The 18,045-nt window shown below is 43.5% G+C and carries 23 protein-coding genes; 17 read left to right on the plus strand and 6 right to left on the minus strand.

Features of this window, described 5'->3' with window-relative positions; translation table 11 throughout:
• Positions 1–5 precede the first annotated feature (5 nt).
• Positions 6–551, plus strand: a complete 546-nt coding sequence (gene pgsA, locus DM09_RS03300; protein WP_038247649.1) for a CDP-diacylglycerol--glycerol-3-phosphate 3-phosphatidyltransferase — start codon at positions 6–8, stop codon at positions 549–551.
• On the opposite strand, the gene DM09_RS03305 is transcribed toward pgsA, so the two are convergent.
• From DM09_RS03305 to DM09_RS03320, 4 genes are read right to left on the minus strand one after another with little or no spacing between them, the layout of a single operon-like run.
• Positions 548–1,729 (minus strand): iron-containing alcohol dehydrogenase, encoded by a 1,182-nt coding sequence (locus tag DM09_RS03305; RefSeq protein WP_038247650.1) that lies wholly within the window; start codon positions 1,727–1,729, stop codon positions 548–550. The genes pgsA and DM09_RS03305 overlap by 4 nt on opposite strands.
• Positions 1,722–2,618: a RibD family protein gene (locus DM09_RS03310; RefSeq protein ID WP_038247651.1), complete on the minus strand. Its 897-nt coding sequence runs from the start codon at positions 2,616–2,618 to the stop codon at positions 1,722–1,724. The genes DM09_RS03305 and DM09_RS03310 overlap by 8 nt, the downstream gene beginning before the upstream one ends.
• Positions 2,619–3,410 carry an FTR1 family iron permease gene (locus tag DM09_RS03315; RefSeq protein ID WP_038247652.1) on the minus strand — a complete coding sequence of 264 codons (792 nt, stop codon included), beginning with the start codon at positions 3,408–3,410 and terminating at the stop codon, positions 2,619–2,621.
• On the minus strand, positions 3,411–3,797 hold the full coding sequence (locus tag DM09_RS03320) for a Fur family transcriptional regulator (protein ID WP_038247653.1): 387 nt from the start codon (positions 3,795–3,797) through the stop codon (positions 3,411–3,413).
• Positions 3,798–3,928: 131 nt separating this feature from the next.
• Between DM09_RS03320 and acnA the strand changes: the two genes are divergently transcribed.
• From acnA to DM09_RS03365, 8 genes are all read left to right on the plus strand, one after another.
• Positions 3,929–6,586, plus strand: coding sequence for an aconitate hydratase AcnA (acnA, locus tag DM09_RS03325; RefSeq protein WP_038247654.1), 2,658 nt, complete (start codon positions 3,929–3,931; stop codon positions 6,584–6,586).
• Between the two features lie 140 nt (positions 6,587–6,726).
• Positions 6,727–8,025 carry a glutamate-1-semialdehyde 2,1-aminomutase gene (gene hemL, locus DM09_RS03330; protein WP_038247655.1) on the plus strand — a complete coding sequence of 433 codons (1,299 nt, stop codon included), beginning with the start codon at positions 6,727–6,729 and terminating at the stop codon, positions 8,023–8,025.
• 181 nt (positions 8,026–8,206) lie between these two features.
• A complete protein-coding gene (gene hisI / locus DM09_RS03335) occupies positions 8,207–8,572 on the plus strand; it encodes a phosphoribosyl-AMP cyclohydrolase (RefSeq protein ID WP_038247858.1) in 366 nt (121 codons plus the stop codon).
• A 184-nt stretch (positions 8,573–8,756) separates the two neighbouring features.
• On the plus strand, positions 8,757–9,071 hold the full coding sequence (locus DM09_RS03345) for a phosphoribosyl-ATP diphosphatase (RefSeq protein WP_038247657.1): 315 nt from the start codon (positions 8,757–8,759) through the stop codon (positions 9,069–9,071).
• Positions 9,072–9,092: 21 nt separating this feature from the next.
• A complete protein-coding gene (locus tag DM09_RS03350; RefSeq protein WP_038247658.1) occupies positions 9,093–9,965 on the plus strand; it encodes a hypothetical protein in 873 nt (290 codons plus the stop codon).
• 14 nt (positions 9,966–9,979) lie between these two features.
• On the plus strand, positions 9,980–10,537 hold the full coding sequence (locus DM09_RS03355; RefSeq protein ID WP_038247659.1) for a heme-binding beta-barrel domain-containing protein: 558 nt from the start codon (positions 9,980–9,982) through the stop codon (positions 10,535–10,537).
• A gap of 188 nt (positions 10,538–10,725) precedes the next feature.
• Positions 10,726–11,199, plus strand: a complete 474-nt coding sequence (locus tag DM09_RS03360) for a GreA/GreB family elongation factor (protein WP_038247660.1) — start codon at positions 10,726–10,728, stop codon at positions 11,197–11,199.
• 185 nt (positions 11,200–11,384) lie between these two features.
• Positions 11,385–11,660: a GIY-YIG nuclease family protein gene (locus DM09_RS03365; RefSeq protein ID WP_038247661.1), complete on the plus strand. Its 276-nt coding sequence runs from the start codon at positions 11,385–11,387 to the stop codon at positions 11,658–11,660.
• Between the two features lie 10 nt (positions 11,661–11,670).
• On the opposite strand, the gene DM09_RS03370 is transcribed toward DM09_RS03365, so the two are convergent.
• On the minus strand, positions 11,671–11,856 hold the full coding sequence (locus DM09_RS03370) for a hypothetical protein (protein ID WP_038247662.1): 186 nt from the start codon (positions 11,854–11,856) through the stop codon (positions 11,671–11,673).
• A 193-nt stretch (positions 11,857–12,049) separates the two neighbouring features.
• Here DM09_RS03370 and DM09_RS03375 point away from each other — a divergent pair, with 193 nt between their 5' ends.
• Genes DM09_RS03375 through DM09_RS03410 form a run of 8 tightly spaced genes read left to right on the plus strand, consistent with a single transcriptional unit; the run spans position 12,050 to position 16,522 of the window.
• Positions 12,050–12,379 carry a histidine triad nucleotide-binding protein gene (locus DM09_RS03375; RefSeq protein ID WP_038247860.1) on the plus strand — a complete coding sequence of 110 codons (330 nt, stop codon included), beginning with the start codon at positions 12,050–12,052 and terminating at the stop codon, positions 12,377–12,379.
• Positions 12,380–12,397: 18 nt separating this feature from the next.
• Entirely contained in the window at positions 12,398–12,895 is a 498-nt protein-coding gene (locus DM09_RS03380; protein ID WP_038247663.1) for a DciA family protein, read from the plus strand.
• Positions 12,896–12,908: 13 nt separating this feature from the next.
• Positions 12,909–13,769 (plus strand): Tim44 domain-containing protein, encoded by an 861-nt coding sequence (locus DM09_RS03385; protein WP_038247664.1) that lies wholly within the window; start codon positions 12,909–12,911, stop codon positions 13,767–13,769.
• Between the two features lie 34 nt (positions 13,770–13,803).
• Entirely contained in the window at positions 13,804–14,118 is a 315-nt protein-coding gene (locus DM09_RS03390) for a YbaB/EbfC family nucleoid-associated protein (protein WP_038247665.1), read from the plus strand.
• On the plus strand, positions 14,118–14,747 hold the full coding sequence (gene recR / locus DM09_RS03395; protein WP_038247666.1) for a recombination mediator RecR: 630 nt from the start codon (positions 14,118–14,120) through the stop codon (positions 14,745–14,747). The genes DM09_RS03390 and recR overlap by 1 nt, the downstream gene beginning before the upstream one ends.
• 31 nt (positions 14,748–14,778) lie before the next feature.
• A complete protein-coding gene (locus tag DM09_RS03400) occupies positions 14,779–15,702 on the plus strand; it encodes a branched-chain amino acid transaminase (RefSeq protein WP_038247667.1) in 924 nt (307 codons plus the stop codon).
• On the plus strand, positions 15,703–16,077 hold the full coding sequence (locus tag DM09_RS03405; RefSeq protein ID WP_038247668.1) for a translation initiation factor: 375 nt from the start codon (positions 15,703–15,705) through the stop codon (positions 16,075–16,077).
• 1 nt (position 16,078) lies between these two features.
• Positions 16,079–16,522: a DNA polymerase III subunit chi gene (locus DM09_RS03410; protein ID WP_038247669.1), complete on the plus strand. Its 444-nt coding sequence runs from the start codon at positions 16,079–16,081 to the stop codon at positions 16,520–16,522.
• Positions 16,523–16,539: 17 nt separating this feature from the next.
• On the opposite strand, the gene DM09_RS03415 is transcribed toward DM09_RS03410, so the two are convergent.
• Positions 16,540–18,036: an ArnT family glycosyltransferase gene (locus tag DM09_RS03415; protein WP_051938048.1), complete on the minus strand. Its 1,497-nt coding sequence runs from the start codon at positions 18,034–18,036 to the stop codon at positions 16,540–16,542.
• Between the last annotated feature and the right edge of the window lie 9 nt (positions 18,037–18,045).

An 18,045-nucleotide genomic window follows, 5' to 3' on the forward strand; every position in this document is an offset into this window, starting at 1 on the left:
AACCCATGAACTGGACATTATCCAATAAAATCACTGCCATGCGCATCATTCTTGTACCTGTATTTGTACTCGCCTTTTATTTGCCTGCCCCACTTTCTTATTATGCATCAGGTTTGATTTTTGCCATTGCAGGTTGGTCAGACTGGTTTGATGGTTACTTGGCACGTACTCGTGGCGAAGAAACAGCCTTTGGTCGCTTTTTAGACCCTGTTGCTGACAAACTACTGGTCACTGTTGCACTTGTATTGTTGGTCGAAGCTGGTTTTGCATCCACCATACTTGTGCTTATCATTATCAGTCGTGAAATTATCATTGGTGCATTGCGCGAATGGTTGGCAGAACGCGCTGTGGTGGTACATGTTTCACAAATGGGAAAATGGAAAACCTTGACCCAAATGTTTGCCATTGAAGGTTTATTATTGCACCAAGACTTCTTTGGTTTCCCTATGCATGAAGCAGGGACAGGTTTTTTATGGCTTGCCACGTTTTTAAGCGTTTGGTCAGGTTATGAGTATTTAAAAGGTGCCCTGCCTGAGTTTCGTAGAGGTTAAATTCTCGCCAGCAACAGCATTTTCAGTTCATCATTAGTAAGTTTAATCGGGTTGGTGGCATAACTACCCCCACTAATATTGGCAATAATACGCTCCACATCATTTTCTGAAACACCATAGTCTGATAATTTGGGCATTTGCAAATGCTGTTGCCAAAGTTCAAGCATGCCCAGCAACATTTTAAGCGCATCCGCCGCATCCATATTCATATCAGGTACAAACAGCCGCCCTACTTTGGCATATTTGCCTAAAGCTGGATTGTATTCATCTCGGCTCAACATGGCTTGGATATTAATTCGTGTGGCTTCAAATAATAATGAACCACACACCACACCATGCGGAATGGGAAAGAATGCACCCAACGGTGATGCCAAGCCGTGAACTGAACCAAGCCCTGCATTGGCAAGCGTTAAACCTGAAATCGATGAGGCATACAACATATCGGCTCTCGCCAACATATCATCACCATTCTCATAAGCTGCTGACAATGCCGTCACAACCTTTTCCAATGCCGACCATGCCAAAGCATCCGTCATCGGGCTTGCATTGAGCGACACATAACTTTCCAACAATTGGGTAAATGCATCCATACCACATGCAGCGGTGACTTCCTTGCTGCAAGTCATGGTCAATTCAGGGTCAAGCACAATATGTTTGGCAACCAAATCTTCATGCCGAAATGATTTCTTAAATCCATGTTCACCAATCACCGACAACACTGCATTTTTGCTGGTTTCACCACCCGTGCCCGCCGTGGTGGGCACTGCAATCAATGGTGTCGTTGGTTGTTTGAATGTTTTACCTTTACCCACACCTTCCAAATACTCCATCACTGAGTCACCCGAAGGCAACAGCCCTGCCACGGCTTTGGCTGCATCCACAGCGCTGCCACCACCAATGGCTAGCACCACATCAGGTTGAAACCTTTGATAACGTTTCACCCAATCATCCACCATCTGCGGTGAAGGTTCGCCCACCATCTTTTCTCTACACACTTCAAAGTCTTGCTCTAATTGCGATAATAACTGCTGACATAAATCAGAATCATCAAAAGACTTTCCGCCCGTAATCAACAATACTTTATCGCCATAGGTTTGAATGATGGTAGTAAGTGTATTTCTCGTGCCCACGCCAAAATGAATATGCGGCGTGGCTGCAAAATGAAACGAATTAAACATATTGAAACCTTTGAAATAGCTGATTTTGAGCTGTATCCAAATACAAAGAGATAAGTTTTAAAGATTGTGCTTTGGATAAATCGGCATCCACTAAACCTGATGCTTTTTCACCCCCCAACAAGGTGAAATGCGTGGTCAAAAACAATTCATTCACACAAGCATCTTTGATAAACGTGGCATGCACTTTCGGGCCAGCAATCAAATACGCACTACGATAGTTTAAATCAAGTAAACACTGCCGCATAAACTTACCTGTCACCCCAAACGAAGCACCACAGGTAGGCTTCGCACCCAAGGGGTCTCGAGATGTCTCGACTTCCCCCAGGGGATACTCTCTAGCTACGCTATTCACCTTATCGCTCGACATGACAGGTAACACCAACACACCCGCTTGCTCAAGCTGCGTTATTTTTTCAACATCTGAAGATGATGTGCAAACAATCACCTTGCGGTCTTTTACCTTTTCCAAAGCTTCAAGCGGAATATCCAAAGAATCTGACAGTACCATCACATCAGGCTGTGGCTTTAAACCCTGCTTTTCTCGCCAGTGTTTAATATCAGCATACGCCTCACCCTCGCCCACAGGCAACAAATCTTGGGCTTTGCCCTTAGCGAGTTGCCTGAAATAACGTGCCGAGGTCAGCATCACATCTGCCTGCCCTGCCAACTCTTGATACAAGCGCCAGTCTCTACCATTGGCAATTGCAGGCGGCACTTCATACTCAGCCAATTGTTCATTATACAAGGCAATGCGCCCATCCAAGCTACTGATATAATTAACATAAATATAAACATCACCCGCTTTGGCTTGCTGATGTAAGTTTAAATCAAGGTAGGCCCCTTCAAGCAAACGCGTAACATCACACTGTGGATAGAGTTGTTTTAGCATTTAAGCCTTACGGTATAAATAAGTGACAATACCCAAGGTCAATACAAATACGATCATTTGCATACCACTGGGTTGCGAGTCATAACCCATCAACACATGCAATATTTCACCCATCAAACTCTCATCAGAAAGAATAAAGGAGCTATCCCAGAGCGTATCGGTAATCGATGGCAACATATCCACCAACACCAAATTACTCGCCGCTTGTGATGCCATGCCTGCTGCAAGCAGAATTAACAATGTACCCATCACATTAAATACATATTTCATCGGAATACGAATCAAACCTTGATACAAAGCAAAACCAAACGTTATGCCTGCCAACAACCCAATCAAACCACCTGTTAACATTTCACTGGCTTCCGTTTCCATTTGCATCGCACCAAATAAGAAAAACACCGCTTCGCCACCTTCGCGCATCACGGCCGCCATGGATAACACCAGCAAAGATTTCATCGGCAAGTCGCCTTCCGCTACCGATGCACCTGCTTGTTTTAAACGAATGCTCATATCTCGCCCATGTTTACTCATCCACACCACTGTCCAAGCCAATAATACCGAAGCAATGGATAAAATTACCGCATTAAATACAAACTCACCATCCCCATCCATAGCATTTTCTACTTCGTCCATAAACAATGCAAACACAAATGCACCAAGCAAACCAAGCCCTGCGCCTGCAATAATCCATTTCTTACAGCCCATTACATCTTTAGTGGCAGCAAACAATAAGCCTAAAATGATAGACATTTCCAATACTTCACGAAATACAATAATCAATGCAGATAACATTTAACGTTCTCCTACTTTACACGCTTTGCAAAGCCCAAATAATAATAATTGATGCCCTTGAATGTGGAAGCCACGTTCCTCTGCCACTTTATCTTGCAATGCCTCAATTTCAGGATTGCAAAACTCTTCAATACTGCCGCAGTTTGTACACAGCAAATGGTCATGATGCGCCTTGTCTGCGCGTTCATAGCGTTTTTTATCGGCAAGCTGAATCGACTCAATCAACCCCTGCTCAGCCAAGGCTGACAACCCACGGTATACCGTAGCAATACCAATGCTAATCCCTTGTTCTTTAAGTTTGTAAGCAACTTCATCGGCATCCCAGTGTTTATCTGAGCGATTGATCATGTCCAAAATAGCTTGGCGTTGTGCGGTTAACTTCTGCATAATGTCGAATGATAATCACTATCACTATCATTTTGCAAGTCTTAAGTAACATCATGTAAAATTATGGCATAAAATCGGCTTTTTGTTATGGTGTCGCTCAACTTATCTATAGACACACTGAGGAGCGCCCCTTGAGTAACACAACAAGCAATACATTTGATGCAAAAAACACACTAAACGTTAATGGCAAGGCATACACCTATTACAAACTTGATGCCGCAGGGGATACTTCTCACCTTCCCTTTTCCCTAAAAATTCTTTTGGAAAATTTATTGCGTCGTGAAGATGGTGTAAATGTGACCCGTGAAGATATTTTGGCATTGGTGAACCGCAAACCCTCCGATGAACCGCGTGAAATTGCTTATATGCCAGCCCGTGTATTGATGCAGGATTTCACTGGTGTACCTGCGGTTGTCGATTTAGCGGCAATGCGTGATGCCATGGCAGACTTGGGCGGCGACCCATCCAAAATTAACCCACTTGCCCCCGCAGAACTTGTGATTGACCATTCTGTGCAGGTGGACAACTTCGCATCCAATGATGCAGCGGAATTAAACACTGCCATTGAATATGTACGCAATGAAGAGCGTTATAAATTCCTTAAATGGGGTCAAAATGCGTTTGAAACCTTTAAAGTCGTACCTCCAGGTACAGGCATTGTACATCAGGTTAACCTTGAAAACTTAGCCCGTACTGTGTTTGTAAACGATGATAATGTAGCTTATCCCGACACTTTGATTGGTACCGATTCACACACCACCATGATTAATGGTTTAGGCGTACTTGGTTGGGGCGTGGGTGGCATTGAGGCAGAAGCGGCTATGCTTGGTCAGCCTGTGTCTATGCTTGTACCTAAAGTGGTTGGTTTTGAACTCACAGGTGCGTTGCCTGAAGGCGCATTAGCCACCGATTTGGTGCTTACCATTGTGCAAATGTTACGCAAACTTGGTGTGGTGGGTAAATTCGTTGAATTTTATGGTGAAGGTTTGGATGCTTTACCACTTGCAGACCGTGCAACCATCGCCAATATGGCACCTGAATATGGTGCAACATGTGGTATCTTCCCCGTTGATGATGAAACATTGAATTATTTGGCGCTTACAGGTCGCGGTGATAACAACGCTTTGGTCAAAGCCTATTATCAAGCCCAAGGTATGTTCCACGAAAGCGGCGAAAACAAAGCGGTATATGATGAAACTATCAGCCTTGATATGCGCACAGTGGTGCCATCAATTTCTGGGCCCAAACGCCCGCAAGACCGCATCGCCTTAACCGATGCCAAGACTGCATTTGAAAAAGATGTGGAAATCATTAAGTCCGAAGCAGGTTTAAATCCTAAACCCATAAATACCACCATCAACGGCAAAGCAGTGACCATTGAAGATGGTGCAGTCGTCATTGCAGCGATTACATCATGCACCAACACATCCAACCCAACCGTGATGTTGGGGGCAGGGCTTGTGGCTAAAAAAGCGGAAGCACTGGGTTTAACCGCTGCCCCTTGGGTGAAAACATCATTGGGCCCCGGCTCATTGGTGGTGACTGAATACTTAGAAAAATCCAACTTGATGAACCCATTAAAAAGCCTTGGTTTCCATGTGGTGGGTTATGGTTGCACGACTTGTATTGGTAACTCTGGTCCATTGCCTGTGGAAGTGTCCAAAGCCATTGTTGATGGTGATTTGTCAGTTACAGCCGTGTTGTCGGGCAACCGCAACTTTGAAGGCAGGGTTCACGCTGAAGTGCGCATGAATTATCTTGCATCACCACCACTGGTGGTGGCATACGCCATTGCAGGCACGATGAACATCGATATCTTTAATGAGCCTTTAGCGCAAGATAAAAATGGCAATGATGTGTATTTGAAAGACATTTGGCCAAGTCAGGCAGAATTGGCTGCATTGGTTCACGATTGTGTGACCAAAGAACAATTTGAATCATCCTACAAAGATGTGTTTGCAGGTGATGAACATTGGCAAGCATTAGAAGCGCCAACCGCTGACCGCTTTGCATGGGAAGATGATTCCACCTACATCCAAAACCCACCTTATTTTACAGGCATGAAACAACAGCCTGAAACAGTGGCGGATATTCAAGGCGCACGTGTACTTGCAGTGCTTGGTGATTCCGTGACTACCGACCATATTTCGCCAGCAGGCGCAATCAAAACGGATTCACCTGCGGGTCGTTATTTGGCTGAAAAAGATGTGGCACAAAAAGATTTCAACTCCTATGGCTCGCGCCGTGGTAATCATGAAATCATGATGCGCGGCACATTTGCGAATATTCGTTTGCGTAACCAACTTGCACCGGGCACAGAAGGTGGTGAAACCATTCATCAGCCATCGCAAAAGCCAATGAGTATTTATGATGCAGCCATGAAATACAAAGAAGATAACGTGCCAGCCATGATTTTGGCAGGTAAAGAATATGGTTCAGGTTCATCACGCGACTGGGCAGCCAAAGGCCCTATGCTTTTGGGCGTGCGCGCTGTGATTGCAGAGTCTTACGAGCGTATTCACCGCTCAAACCTTGTCGGTATGGGTATTCTTCCATTGCAATTTAATGATGGTGAAACACCGCAATCATTGGGTTTAACTGGGCAAGAAAGCTATGACATCATCGGGCTTGGTGATGGCTCTGCCAAGTCTGTGACCATCAAAGCCACGGCAGAAGATGGCAGCGTGAAAGAGTTTACGGCTGTAGTGCGTATTGATACGCCCAAAGAAGTCGAATATTATCAACACGGCGGCATTTTGCGTTACGTGCTCCGCCAAATGAACAGCTAAGAGATTGGATAATCATTAAACCGCAGAGGACGCGAAGTTTCGCAGGGTAATGCAAGTGCATCATGGACTCCCGCCTACGCGGGAATGACGGTATGAAAATCTGCATACTCTGCGGTGAAAGAAAAAAGGAATAACGAAACATGAACATAGAAAAGTCACAAAAAGATTTCGCAGCAGCACAAAAAATTATTCCGGGCGGTGTAAATTCACCTGTTCGTGCTTTTAAAGGCGTGGGTGGCACACCCCGCTTCTTCGACCATGCCAAAGGCGCATACGTCACCGATGTGGATGGTAACACCTACATCGATTATGTGGGTTCTTGGGGTCCTATGATTTTGGGGCATGCCCATGATGCAGTGATTGCTGGCATCACCGAAACGGCGCAAAAAGGTGTTTCATTTGGCGCACCATGCGAGCTTGAAATTGATTTGGCGCAAATGGTCATAGATATGGTTCCTTCAATCGATGTGATTCGTTTTGTAAGCTCTGGCTCAGAAGCCACCATGAGTGCATTACGTTTGGCACGCGGTTTCACAGGTCGCGATAAAATCCTAAAATTTGACGGTGGTTACCACGGTCATGCCGATGGTTTGTTGGTGAAAGCAGGTTCTGGCGCTGCAACATTTGGAGAGCCTGATTCAGCAGGTGTGCCTGCCGATTATGCCAAGTTAACCCTTACTGCCCCATTCCAAGATTTGGATGAAGTGAAACGTTTGTTTGCAGAAAACAAAGGCGAAATCGCATGTATCATCGTTGAGCCAATCCCTGGCAACACGGGGGTAATGGATTTGTATTCCAATGGTTTCCTACAATCATTAAGAGACATTTGCACCGCAGAAGGCGCATTGCTGATTTTTGATGAAGTGATGTGTGGCTTCCGCGTTTCATCAGGTGGTGCACAAAAATTATTTAATATCACCCCTGATTTAACTTGCTTGGGTAAAATCATTGGTGGTGGTTTACCTGTGGGCGCTTATGGCGGCCGCGAAGAAATCATGCGCAAAATTTCACCCGATGGCCCAGTCTATCAAGCAGGCACTTTATCGGGCAACCCGCTTGCCATGCGCGCAGGTCTTGAAACATTATCTCGTCTGCAAGACGACTCACTTTATGCAGACCTTGAAGCCAAATCCAAACGTTTGTTTGAAGGTTTACTCGCTGGCTGTAAAGCTGCGGGTGTGCCTGCCACGGGCAACCGCTTTGGTTCTATGTTTACCGTGTTCTTCACAGAACTCGAACATGTAACTTGTGGTGCGGATGTATCGGGTCATTGCGACTTGGCATTCTTCGGTAAGTTCTTCAATGAAATGTTAAATGAAGGTATTTATCTCGCCCCCTCGCAATATGAAGCAGCATTTGTGTCAGCGGCACACACCGATGAAGATATTGACAACACCATTGCTGCGGCAGAACGTGTACTAGCAAAATTAACAGCATAATATGAACCACGAAGTGCACAGAGAACACGAAGACAAACATCGTCATTCCCGTGAAAACGGCAATCCATACCTTATAAATCTTCGTGCCCTTCGTGGTAAAACAAAATAGGGAAAAAACATGAGTAAAAGCGAAAACAAAGATTTGATTATGCCCGTTGAAAAAGTAGAGCCACAAGCGCCTATGGGCTTGGATAACCTACTTAAAGACATCAAGTTTAATGATGATGGGCTTGTGCCTGCTATTGCCCAATCTGTGGACACTGGGCGGGTGCTGATGATGGCATGGATGAATGAGGAAGCTGTCAAACAAACACTAAACACAAACTATGCCCACTATTATTCCCGCTCGCGCAAAACCCAATGGAAAAAAGGCGAAACTTCAGGGCATGTACAAAAGGTATTGGATATTTTCTTGGATTGTGATGGCGACACCATCCTGCTGCTGATTGAACAAACAGGTGCAGCATGCCACACTAACCGTGCATCTTGCTTCTTTAGAGAGAAGCGCGGTGATAAATGGGTTACGTTTGAAGAGCCGATCGAATAATGGTTCATCTTCCCCTACTTCGTCATACCCGCACAGAGCTTGTCCCCGCGAAGGCGCGGGACGGGTATCCATGCTTTCAATTGCCTGTCGAAGTAACTAAGGCTTATGGATTCCCAATCAAAGCCTGCCGTCAACTTGATTGGGCGTTAAGAATGACGGGGTTTACTACACCCTTGGAGCAAGCATGAGCAATGATATTCTAAAAGAACTCGCAGCTATTCTTGAAGCGAGGAAATCAGAAAGCCCCGATGCGTCTTATGTGGCTTCGCTTTATGCCAAGCCTGATAAGATGTTGGAAAAGATTGGTGAAGAAGCCACAGAAACCATTATCGCAGCCAAAAATGAAGATAAAGAACAAATCATTTATGAAACAGCAGACCTTTGGTTTCACACCATGGTGATGTTGGCGCAAAAAGGCTTAAGTCCTGATGATGTACTCAATGAACTTGCTAGACGTTTTGGCGTGTCTGGGCACGATGAAAAGGCTTCTCGAAAATAAAACGTGTCAAGGGGGGCGCAAATGGGAACACAAAAACTAATTTCAACAACTGCTTTAGCCAAACGTCTTAATATCAGTAAACGTGAGCTAGATATCAAATTTGATAAAGACAAGCTCATTCAAAAAGGTGCGGATAACAAATATATTCTAACTGAGCTTGGAAAGAAAATTGGTGGAAGTTATAAAGAATCCAAACAATATGGACGCTATATTGTTTGGCCTGAGTCTATTGCTCGTGCTCCCACTATTAAAAAACAAGTGGAATCGAGACTAACTGCAAAATCCTTGGGGACTAAGTTCAACCTCACAGCCAACAAAATTAATTTTATACTATCTGAGCTTGGTTGGATAAAAAAAGATATTAAAGGTTGGAAAGTAACCAGCCAAGGCCTAAAACAAGGTGGTATTCAAGACGAAGATTCAAAGTCAGGTGTTCCCTTTGCGCGCTGGTCAGAAGCTATTATTTCTAATAGAACATTGCTTTCTTCTATTCAAGAGGTAAAAGGAGAAGCTGAGGTTTCAACGAAGAAAAAAGTTGAGTTCAGAGAAAAGTTTAAAGCTGAATTTAGAAGTACCGATGGTCACTTCGTTCGCTCGAAAGCCGAAATGCTAATTGACAACTGGTTGTATATGGCTGAAATTATCCATGCATATGAACGAAAACTTCCAATTGAAGAAGATGTTTATTGTGATTTTTATATTCCGACCGGAAAAGTTTATATCGAATATTGGGGATATGAAAATGATTCCAAATACTTACATCGCAAAAAAGAAAAGATTGAAATTTATAAAAAATATGGCTTTAATCTTATCGAACTGAACGATGAAGATGTTCAAAACCTTGATGATAAATTACCACGCCTATTACTAAAATATGGTATTCAAGCATATTAATTCGGAGAGAAATTATGGCAGAAATTAATTACGGACCATTAGCACAACTGATTGGCACTTGGAAAGGTGACAAAGGCACAGATATTGCCCCAGAACCCAACGGCGAAGAAAACAACCCCTACTTTGAAACCATTACTTATGAAGCCATTGGCGATGTGAGCAATGCGGAAACACAAACCCTTGCTGTGTTACATTACAAACAAATTGTATCTCGCAAAGAAAACAGTGAAGTATTCCATCATCAATCGGGTTATTGGTCTTGGGATGCTGAAACAGGTGTGATTACCCATTCATTTACCATTCCTCGTGGTGTTGGCGTGGTGGCATGTGGTAAAGTTTTGGACACCGAAGATGATGTAAGTGGCACAGTGATTGGAGTATCAGCCGAAGAAAGTGGTTTTGATGGTGGCATTGCCCAATCATCATTTATGCAGAAAAAAGCCAGCACCACAGCGTTTACCCAAACCGTCACCATAGATGGCAATACCATGAAATATGAGCAAACTATTATGCTGGATATTTACAGCAAAACTTTTGAGCATACCGATACCAACACATTAACACGCCAGTAAGCTGTCATGTCGAGCGCAGTCGAGACATCTCGTACCGCAAAGATTTCTCCATTTCGCTACGCTCCAGTCGAAATAACAATGTTTAGATCCGTCATTCCCGCGCAGGCGGGAGTGAAGCAACGACCATCGAGGGAGCTCAATACTACGCTATGGATACCCGTCTGCGCGGATATGACGAATAGTTTAATATGAATAAACAGAGTGTTATAAACCATATCATCACCCAACTTGAAGCCAATATCAGCGTAGCGCAGCAAGCTGTGGACGTGGCGCGGGATACGGCAACGCATAAGGATTGTTTGGGTTCATCCAAGTATGAAACCATGGGCACAGAAGCATCGTATCTTGCCAAAGGGCAAGGTGAGCGTTTGTTGGAATTGCAACGTGCGCTTGCCTGTTTCAAGCAATTATCACCGCAACCATGCACCACAGCCAAGCTTGTATCGCTGGTAACATTAGAAGATGAACAAGGCAAAAGCCAAACCCTACTTTTGGCAGGCGATGCAGGTGGTTTAAAAGTTGAGGCGCAAGGTACAACCATCACCGTGATTACCCCGCAATCACCACTGGGCAGAAGTTTAATGGGGAAATCTATTGGTGATGATATTGAGCTAAAAATAAGTGGCAAAACAAACTATTTTGAAGTTATTGATGTTGCATAAGATTTCTACTTCACTGTCACCCCGACTGGAATGGAGGGGTCTTAAGGTGTCTCGACTACGCTCGACATGACAATAAATAAATTTTGTCATTCCCGCGTAGGCGGGAGTAACAGGGAGTTCAATCCATTTACCTCAAAATTTCGTTACGCTATGGATACCCGCCTACGCGGGTATGACGAATTTGTATGACTGATAAGATTTGGTATTTATACATGATTCGCTGCAAAGGTAATGTGCTTTACACAGGCATCACCACAGACGTGCAACGCAGATTTTCAGAACACCAAACGGGCAAAGGCGCAAAATTCTTGCGCGGAAAAACACCCCTTTCCTTGGTATTTTCACAAAAAGCAGGTAATCATTCCCAAGCCCTGAAATTAGAATTGTGGCTAAAAAAACAACCCAAAATCAATAAAGAAAAAATCATTCAACAAGGTTTACTGCCTGAGATACAGGCATGATGAATGCAGATTAATGCAATAGCTGTGGTTCAAACAAATAAACATATTCCAAGCGTGAGCAAATGGGCTGTACAACACATTGCTCCTGCATATCCGGGTGTTTTTTCATAAATACATCCGCTGCAAATTTTGCCTGTTCTTTTGAATGGTAAGGTCCATAAGCATCTTCATTCACCAATAATCGATATTCATCCATAACGCACATCCTTGAAAACATATTGCTGTTCATCACCTCGTCATAGCTCATCTATCGCAGTTTATGCCTTTCAATTTAGACAAAAAAACAAATGCTTACTTTTTTACCTGCCGTCATGATATTGCTTATCGCAAGTGCTTTGTTAAGCTACAAGCCTGCGCTCAACCACTACACATACAAAGAGGAAGATACCATGAGTGATTGTTTATTTTGTAAAATAATCGAAGGCAGCATTCCTTCAGATAAGGTGTATGAGGATAATACGGTCTATGCTTTTAAGGATATTCATCCCAAAGCACCCACCCATGTATTGGTGATTCCTAAAACACATATCCCTACCCTTGCCGATGCCCAAGACCCTACCATGTTGGGTGAGTTGATGCTTAAAGTGAACCATGTGGCAAATGATGTATTAAACCTTGAAGCTGGTTATCGCGTGGTGATTAACGTGCGCGAAGGTGGTGGGCAAGAGGTGTTTCATTTACACGCACATATTTTAGGCGGGAAAAAGTTACCCTTCTAAACGAACCTATACATCCATATGGCAACCCATCGTAGAACCCGCAAACCTTCCGAACTTAAACCACTCAAATTAAACTTGAGCAAAGTATTCAATGCAGAACATATGCAGCGCTTAAATAGCATTGCTTTGTTACGCAGGCATTGGCACGACATTGTCGGCAGCATGCTGGCTGAGCGCTGTGAACCTGTTGCCATGGAACCACAAGCCGATGAGTCACTAGGGTTGTTAATTGCAGTCAATCACCCCGTCATTGCCAGCCATATTCGACTGCTGCATGAAGAAATTCGTAAGGCATGTTTTAAACGGTGTAAACTTCAAGGTTTGAGCAAGGTATGGACACGTGTGCAAGCCGATGCAGGTATCCGCGAAGAAAAAAAAGTGCGCATTCGTAATGATATACACTGCCAAGATTTACGCTTACTTGCCCAAAGCCTACAAGATGTGAAGGATAAGCCGCTGCGTCGGTTAATGTTTCAAGCTGGCGCTGCGCAATTAAGATATTCCAAAGAAGTATAGGACGTTATAAAACATGAAAAAAGCAATGATATTCAGCTTGTTAGCCATATTCATTAGTGTGACTGGATTAAGTACCACAGCAGATGCCAAACGATTCGGCATGGGTGGTAGCTTCGGCAAATCATTCAGTAAACAAAAAAGCTTCTCAAAACCAGTGCCTAAACAAGGTGTCAATAAAGCCGCACCAGCGCGTTCTGGCTCACGCGCTGGTGGCATGATGGGTATTCTAGGCGGATTGGCGATGGGTGGTCTTTTGGGAGCCTTGTTCTTTGGTGGAGGTTTTGAAGGCATCAACTTTATGGACATTCTTATTTTTGGTGGTATTGCCTTTGCGATTTTCTGGTTTATGCGCAGAGCAGCGGGTGGTCGCAGAGAAGCATACGCACATGCAGGACACCACAACCAAAGCTTTGGACATGATGCACAACCTAACTCTGAGCATCAAACCTTCACCAGCGAAGAAACAAGCACATCAGCAAAACCTGCCATTGATGAAGCCCACTTTGTGCAGGCTGCCAAAGATATTTTTGTGCGCATGCAACAAGATTGGGATGCCAAAAATGAAGATGATATTCGTTCATTTTGCACATCCGAAGTTGCACAGCATGTACTCGATGATATGAAACGCATAGGTGACAACAAAACACATACTGAAATTGGTATGTTGGATGCTGAAATTGCAGAAACATGGGTAGAATCAGGCATGGAATGGGTTGCAGTACATTTCCAAGCCAAACTTAAAGAAGAAACATTGAATATGGCTGGTGCTGTGGTTGATACCGAAAATTCCGATGTAAATGAAATATGGATTTTCCAACACACACCAAACAGCGATGACCCAACATGGTACCTCGCTGGTATTCAACAAGCTTAATGACATAACAGAAAACGCACGAGGAAAGATAAGTATGAACATTGCAAAAATGATGCAACAAGCCAAGAAAATGCAAGAAAACATGAAAAACATGCAGGAAGAATTGGCAAACTTGGAAGTGACTGGCGAATCAGGCGGCGGCATGGTTAAAGCCACTGTTGCAGGTAACCACCAAGTCCAACGCATTGATATTGATGATAGTTTATTGGCTGATGATGATAAATCTTTGCTTGAAGATTTGGTTGTGGCAGCTGTGAATTCGGCAATGATTAAAATCGAAGAAACAACCAAAGCCAAACAAAAAGATATGATGGGTGGCATGTCGCTACCACCAGGATTTTCACTATAATGTACCACTTGGCAGGCATGCCTGAGCCATTGGCGCGTTTGGTGGAGCAGCTTAGTGCATTCCAAGGCATTGGTCCTAAAACTGCCATGCGCCTTGCTTTAAACATGCTGGAACAATCAGAAAATGAAGTAAAAAACCTAGCGCATTCATTGGAGCACCTACACACGCAGGTAAAGTTTTGTGATACCTGTGGTGGGTTTGCTTCTGCCAACCATTGTACGATTTGTGATAATGTGAAACGCCAACATGAACTTGTCTGTGTGGTTGAACAACCTGTGGATGTATTGATGCTAGAGCGTGGTCACTTTCAAGGCAGTTATCATGTCTTACATGGTCGCCTCAGCCCTGTGGATGGCATTGGCCCTGATAAACTTCGGTTTAATAGCTTGGACAAACGTATTGCAAACGGCAATATCAAAGAGTTGATTATGGCAACCAGCGCAACGGTGGATGGTGAAGCCACTGCTCACTTTATTTCCCGCCGCTATGCCCATCATCATATTCGCATCTCTCGTATTGCCCGTGGTGTGCCTGAAGGCGGCGAATTGGAATATTTAGATGAATACACATTATCACGTGCTTTGGAGCAACGGGTTTTGTGGGAACAAGAGCGAACCATCGCTTCATAAACACAATTAAGGATTAGGAAGATAGTTATTTATGTTAAATTTTGCAGATAGAGATGGAATGATTTGGTTTGATGGTGAAATGGTACCTTGGCGTGATGCCAAAATTCATGTGCTCACCCATACCCTGCATTATGGCATGGGTGTATTTGAAGGTGTTCGCGCTTATCATGCTGAAGAAGGCACTGCGATTTTCCGTTTACAAGAGCATACCGACCGTTTGTTTAACTCTGCAAAAATCATGAATATGGATATGCCTTATTCTAAAGATGAGATTAACCAAGCCCAATTGGATGCCGTTAAAATCAACAACCTTGATTCAGCTTATTTGCGTCCTATGGCGTTTTATGGTTCTGAAGGTATGGGTTTACGCGCTGATGGTTTGAAAACACATGTTATCGTTGCCGCTTGGCATTGGGGTGCATATTTGGGCGAAGATGCTTTGAAAAAAGGCATTCGTATTCGCACATCTTCATTCACTCGTCATCATCCAAATATCGCCATGTGCAAAGCCAAAGCCAATGGTAACTACATCAACTCTATGCTTGCGCTCTCTGATGCACTCAAAGATGGTTATGATGAAGCGTTGTTATTGGATGTAGATGGTTTTGTGGCTGAGGGCAGTGGTGAAAACTTCTTTTTGGTTAAAGACGGTGTGATTTATACACCAGAACTATCCAGCGCTTTGGATGGCATTACCCGTAAAACCGTGATTCAGCTTGCTGAAGAAGAAGGTTATAAAGTGATTGAAAAACGTATCACCCGTGATGAAGTTTATATTGCTGATGAAGCATTTTTCACAGGTACAGCTGCTGAAGTCACCCCAATTCGTGAACTTGATGGTCGAACCATTGGTTGTGGCTCTCGTGGTCCGATTACTGAAGTACTGCAAACCAAATACTTTGATGTGGTGCATGGCAGAAGCCCTGCACATAAAGATTGGTTAGCTGCTGTTTAAATGTCCAGCGACAGAGTATTGGTCTATTCTAGTGAAGATGGGATGATAAATAAATCATCTCAGCCTTCAGCCAAAGTTGGCAAACGCGGTAAAAAGAAAAAAGGCACTGCCCCTTCACCCATTAAAAACCCTAATAAACAAGGCGTGCGTATTATGCGTGAAAGCAAAGGGCGTGGCGGCAAATCGGTATCTGTGATTACAGGTTTAAGCTTGGATAAAGATGCACTCAAGAAGTTGGGCAAAACACTCAAAGCCCAATTGGGTACAGGTGGTGCAATCAAAGATAACAACATCGAAATTCAAGGCGACCACAGAGAAAAGCTGCTTGAGCTTTTGGATAAACAAGGCATCAAAGCAAAAATAGCTGGCGGTTAACATGGAAACCAAAGTTCACTTTGAATCCTTAGAACATGCCGACCGCATCAAAGGCATTGCCAAGCTTTTATTACGCCGCAACCGCTTAACCCCACATGTATTGGTGCTTTGCCCTGATGAAGATTTTATGCAACAACTTGATGAAACATTGTGGACAATTCATCCCGAAGCCTTCCTGCCGCATGCCATCGCCAGCGATGATGCCGCCAACAATGCCAAACAACCCATTTTATTGGCGACACATATCAACCGTGATAATCAAGCAGCAGTGCTTATCAATGGTGGTTTGGAAATACCACCCGAATTACAAGGTTTTTCGCATATTGTTGATTTTGTTGATGCTTGGGATGAAAATTTAAAACAAGCTTCTCGCGAAAGGTTTAAAACCTACCGTCAACTATCTTTTAAACCGAGCTATATTCCACCGAGCAAACAAAACCAATAGTTTTAAGCACACAGTCCTTAAGATGCTTGGTATTTAAACAACATATACCGTTTACTTTCAAACAATACATCACTCATCTTTTCACGTATATTTTTAGGTAAATTGCCCAACTCACCTTTGGCTACCACCACATAAAAAGTTGGCACCACACCAACGACTTGTGTTTGAAATTGCTGCCAAGTTATCACCTTGCTGTGTTTCATGGTTCGCGGAGCCAACTCTACCAACACAGCTTGGTTAGCCGAATAATACTGCGCCGAAAATGGGCGCGTATTGATATAATAAATACCTTGCGCATCGGCTTGATGCATTTGGTAATATGCAATCAAATTTTTCTCTGTAGGTAATTTTTCTTCATGTTGGCTAAAATAAATACCCGCCACAAGAAAAATGATTGGGGTAAACAATACAAATACACTGGTTACAGGATAAGAGCCTACCTTTATTTGATGCCCTTGTTTTGCCCAATACATCGCCAGTAAGATTGCCAATGCAGGCAGTGCGGGCAAAATATATGTTGCTAAGATATTGGCAGAAATCGTGAAGAAAATAAGTGTAAACAACGACCACATCACAAAATAACTTGTTTCCTGATGGTGGCGCAGTGTATAAAACCATTGTTTAACACCCGATACACTTACCATACGCTTGCCCAATATTGCCAAAACCATGAATGAAAAAGGAAGGGCTGCACCCAGCCACATCACCCAAATATAACCTTTGGGTTCTTTATGCGCAGTGCCATACAAATCGCCTTTCCAACCCGAATCGATAAAACGCATAAAATGTTCGCCCACAATAAAGTAGTCAATAAAACCTGGAGTTTTTAATTCCGCCAGCACATACCAAGGCAAAGCTAAGAGCAATACAATCGCTATACCTGCCCACCAAGAAAAAGCAGAAAGAAGTTTCAATCGTTTGAAGTCCCACATCAACCACATGCTTAATGCACCGCCCACCAGCACAAAAATCAATGGCCCCTTGGTCAACAATCCCAAGGCAATACCAACAAAAAATAAATGACTCCAATAATGCTCTTGCTTACGTATCACCATGATAAAAGAAATCATGGTTAATGTACTGGCAAACGTAAGAAAAGGGTCGGTTAGCACTGCACCACTCAATACAAATACCAACACCATCGACAAATAAATCAACACACCCAAATAGGCTGTCGCCTTGACATAAAATGTGACCAAATAACGGAAAATCAACCATGCCGTAAGCAATGTAAATATAAGCGAAGGAATACGTGGCACAAAATCATGCACACCAAAGACCTCATAAGACAATGCAGCAGCCCAAAAAGAAAAAGGTGGTTTACCCCAAAAAGGAATACCCACATCAAAATATGGCGTAATCCAATCATTGCTCATCGCCATCATTAGTGCGATATTGGCATAACGCGCCTCTGTCGTATCTGTCAGTGGAAAAACCACCATCATATACACCCGCACCAGCACTAAAATGGCTAAAAGTAATAAAAAACGCTGTTTGGTCATATATTCTTGCATGTTTTTTCC

Origin of the sequence: Ghiorsea bivora (genome assembly GCF_000744415.1) — a bacterium.
In the GTDB taxonomy this organism is placed as follows: domain Bacteria; phylum Pseudomonadota; class Zetaproteobacteria; order Mariprofundales; family Mariprofundaceae; genus Ghiorsea; species Ghiorsea bivora.

Bases quoted from the DNA above. Each gene is read 5' to 3' on its own strand.
- pgsA (WP_038247649.1), top strand. From the start codon at position 6: ATGAACTGGACATTATCCAATAAAATCACTGCCATGCGCATCATTCTT.
- DM09_RS03305 (WP_038247650.1), bottom strand. From the start codon at position 1,729: ATGTTTAATTCGTTTCATTTTGCAGCCACGCCGCATATTCATTTTGGC.
- DM09_RS03310 (WP_038247651.1), bottom strand. From the start codon at position 2,618: ATGCTAAAACAACTCTATCCACAGTGTGATGTTACGCGTTTGCTTGAA.
- DM09_RS03315 (WP_038247652.1), bottom strand. From the start codon at position 3,410: ATGTTATCTGCATTGATTATTGTATTTCGTGAAGTATTGGAAATGTCT.
- DM09_RS03320 (WP_038247653.1), bottom strand. From the start codon at position 3,797: ATGCAGAAGTTAACCGCACAACGCCAAGCTATTTTGGACATGATCAAT.
- hemL (WP_038247655.1), top strand. From the start codon at position 6,727: ATGAACATAGAAAAGTCACAAAAAGATTTCGCAGCAGCACAAAAAATT.
- hisI (WP_038247858.1), top strand. From the start codon at position 8,207: ATGGGCTTGGATAACCTACTTAAAGACATCAAGTTTAATGATGATGGG.
- DM09_RS03345 (WP_038247657.1), top strand. From the start codon at position 8,757: ATGAGCAATGATATTCTAAAAGAACTCGCAGCTATTCTTGAAGCGAGG.
- DM09_RS03350 (WP_038247658.1), top strand. From the start codon at position 9,093: ATGGGAACACAAAAACTAATTTCAACAACTGCTTTAGCCAAACGTCTT.
- DM09_RS03355 (WP_038247659.1), top strand. From the start codon at position 9,980: ATGGCAGAAATTAATTACGGACCATTAGCACAACTGATTGGCACTTGG.
- DM09_RS03360 (WP_038247660.1), top strand. From the start codon at position 10,726: ATGAATAAACAGAGTGTTATAAACCATATCATCACCCAACTTGAAGCC.
- DM09_RS03365 (WP_038247661.1), top strand. From the start codon at position 11,385: ATGACTGATAAGATTTGGTATTTATACATGATTCGCTGCAAAGGTAAT.
- DM09_RS03370 (WP_038247662.1), bottom strand. From the start codon at position 11,856: ATGGATGAATATCGATTATTGGTGAATGAAGATGCTTATGGACCTTAC.
- DM09_RS03375 (WP_038247860.1), top strand. From the start codon at position 12,050: ATGAGTGATTGTTTATTTTGTAAAATAATCGAAGGCAGCATTCCTTCA.
- DM09_RS03380 (WP_038247663.1), top strand. From the start codon at position 12,398: ATGGCAACCCATCGTAGAACCCGCAAACCTTCCGAACTTAAACCACTC.
- DM09_RS03385 (WP_038247664.1), top strand. From the start codon at position 12,909: ATGAAAAAAGCAATGATATTCAGCTTGTTAGCCATATTCATTAGTGTG.
- DM09_RS03390 (WP_038247665.1), top strand. From the start codon at position 13,804: ATGAACATTGCAAAAATGATGCAACAAGCCAAGAAAATGCAAGAAAAC.
- recR (WP_038247666.1), top strand. From the start codon at position 14,118: ATGTACCACTTGGCAGGCATGCCTGAGCCATTGGCGCGTTTGGTGGAG.
- DM09_RS03400 (WP_038247667.1), top strand. From the start codon at position 14,779: ATGTTAAATTTTGCAGATAGAGATGGAATGATTTGGTTTGATGGTGAA.
- DM09_RS03405 (WP_038247668.1), top strand. From the start codon at position 15,703: ATGTCCAGCGACAGAGTATTGGTCTATTCTAGTGAAGATGGGATGATA.
- DM09_RS03410 (WP_038247669.1), top strand. From the start codon at position 16,079: ATGGAAACCAAAGTTCACTTTGAATCCTTAGAACATGCCGACCGCATC.
- DM09_RS03415 (WP_051938048.1), bottom strand. From the start codon at position 18,036: ATGCAAGAATATATGACCAAACAGCGTTTTTTATTACTTTTAGCCATT.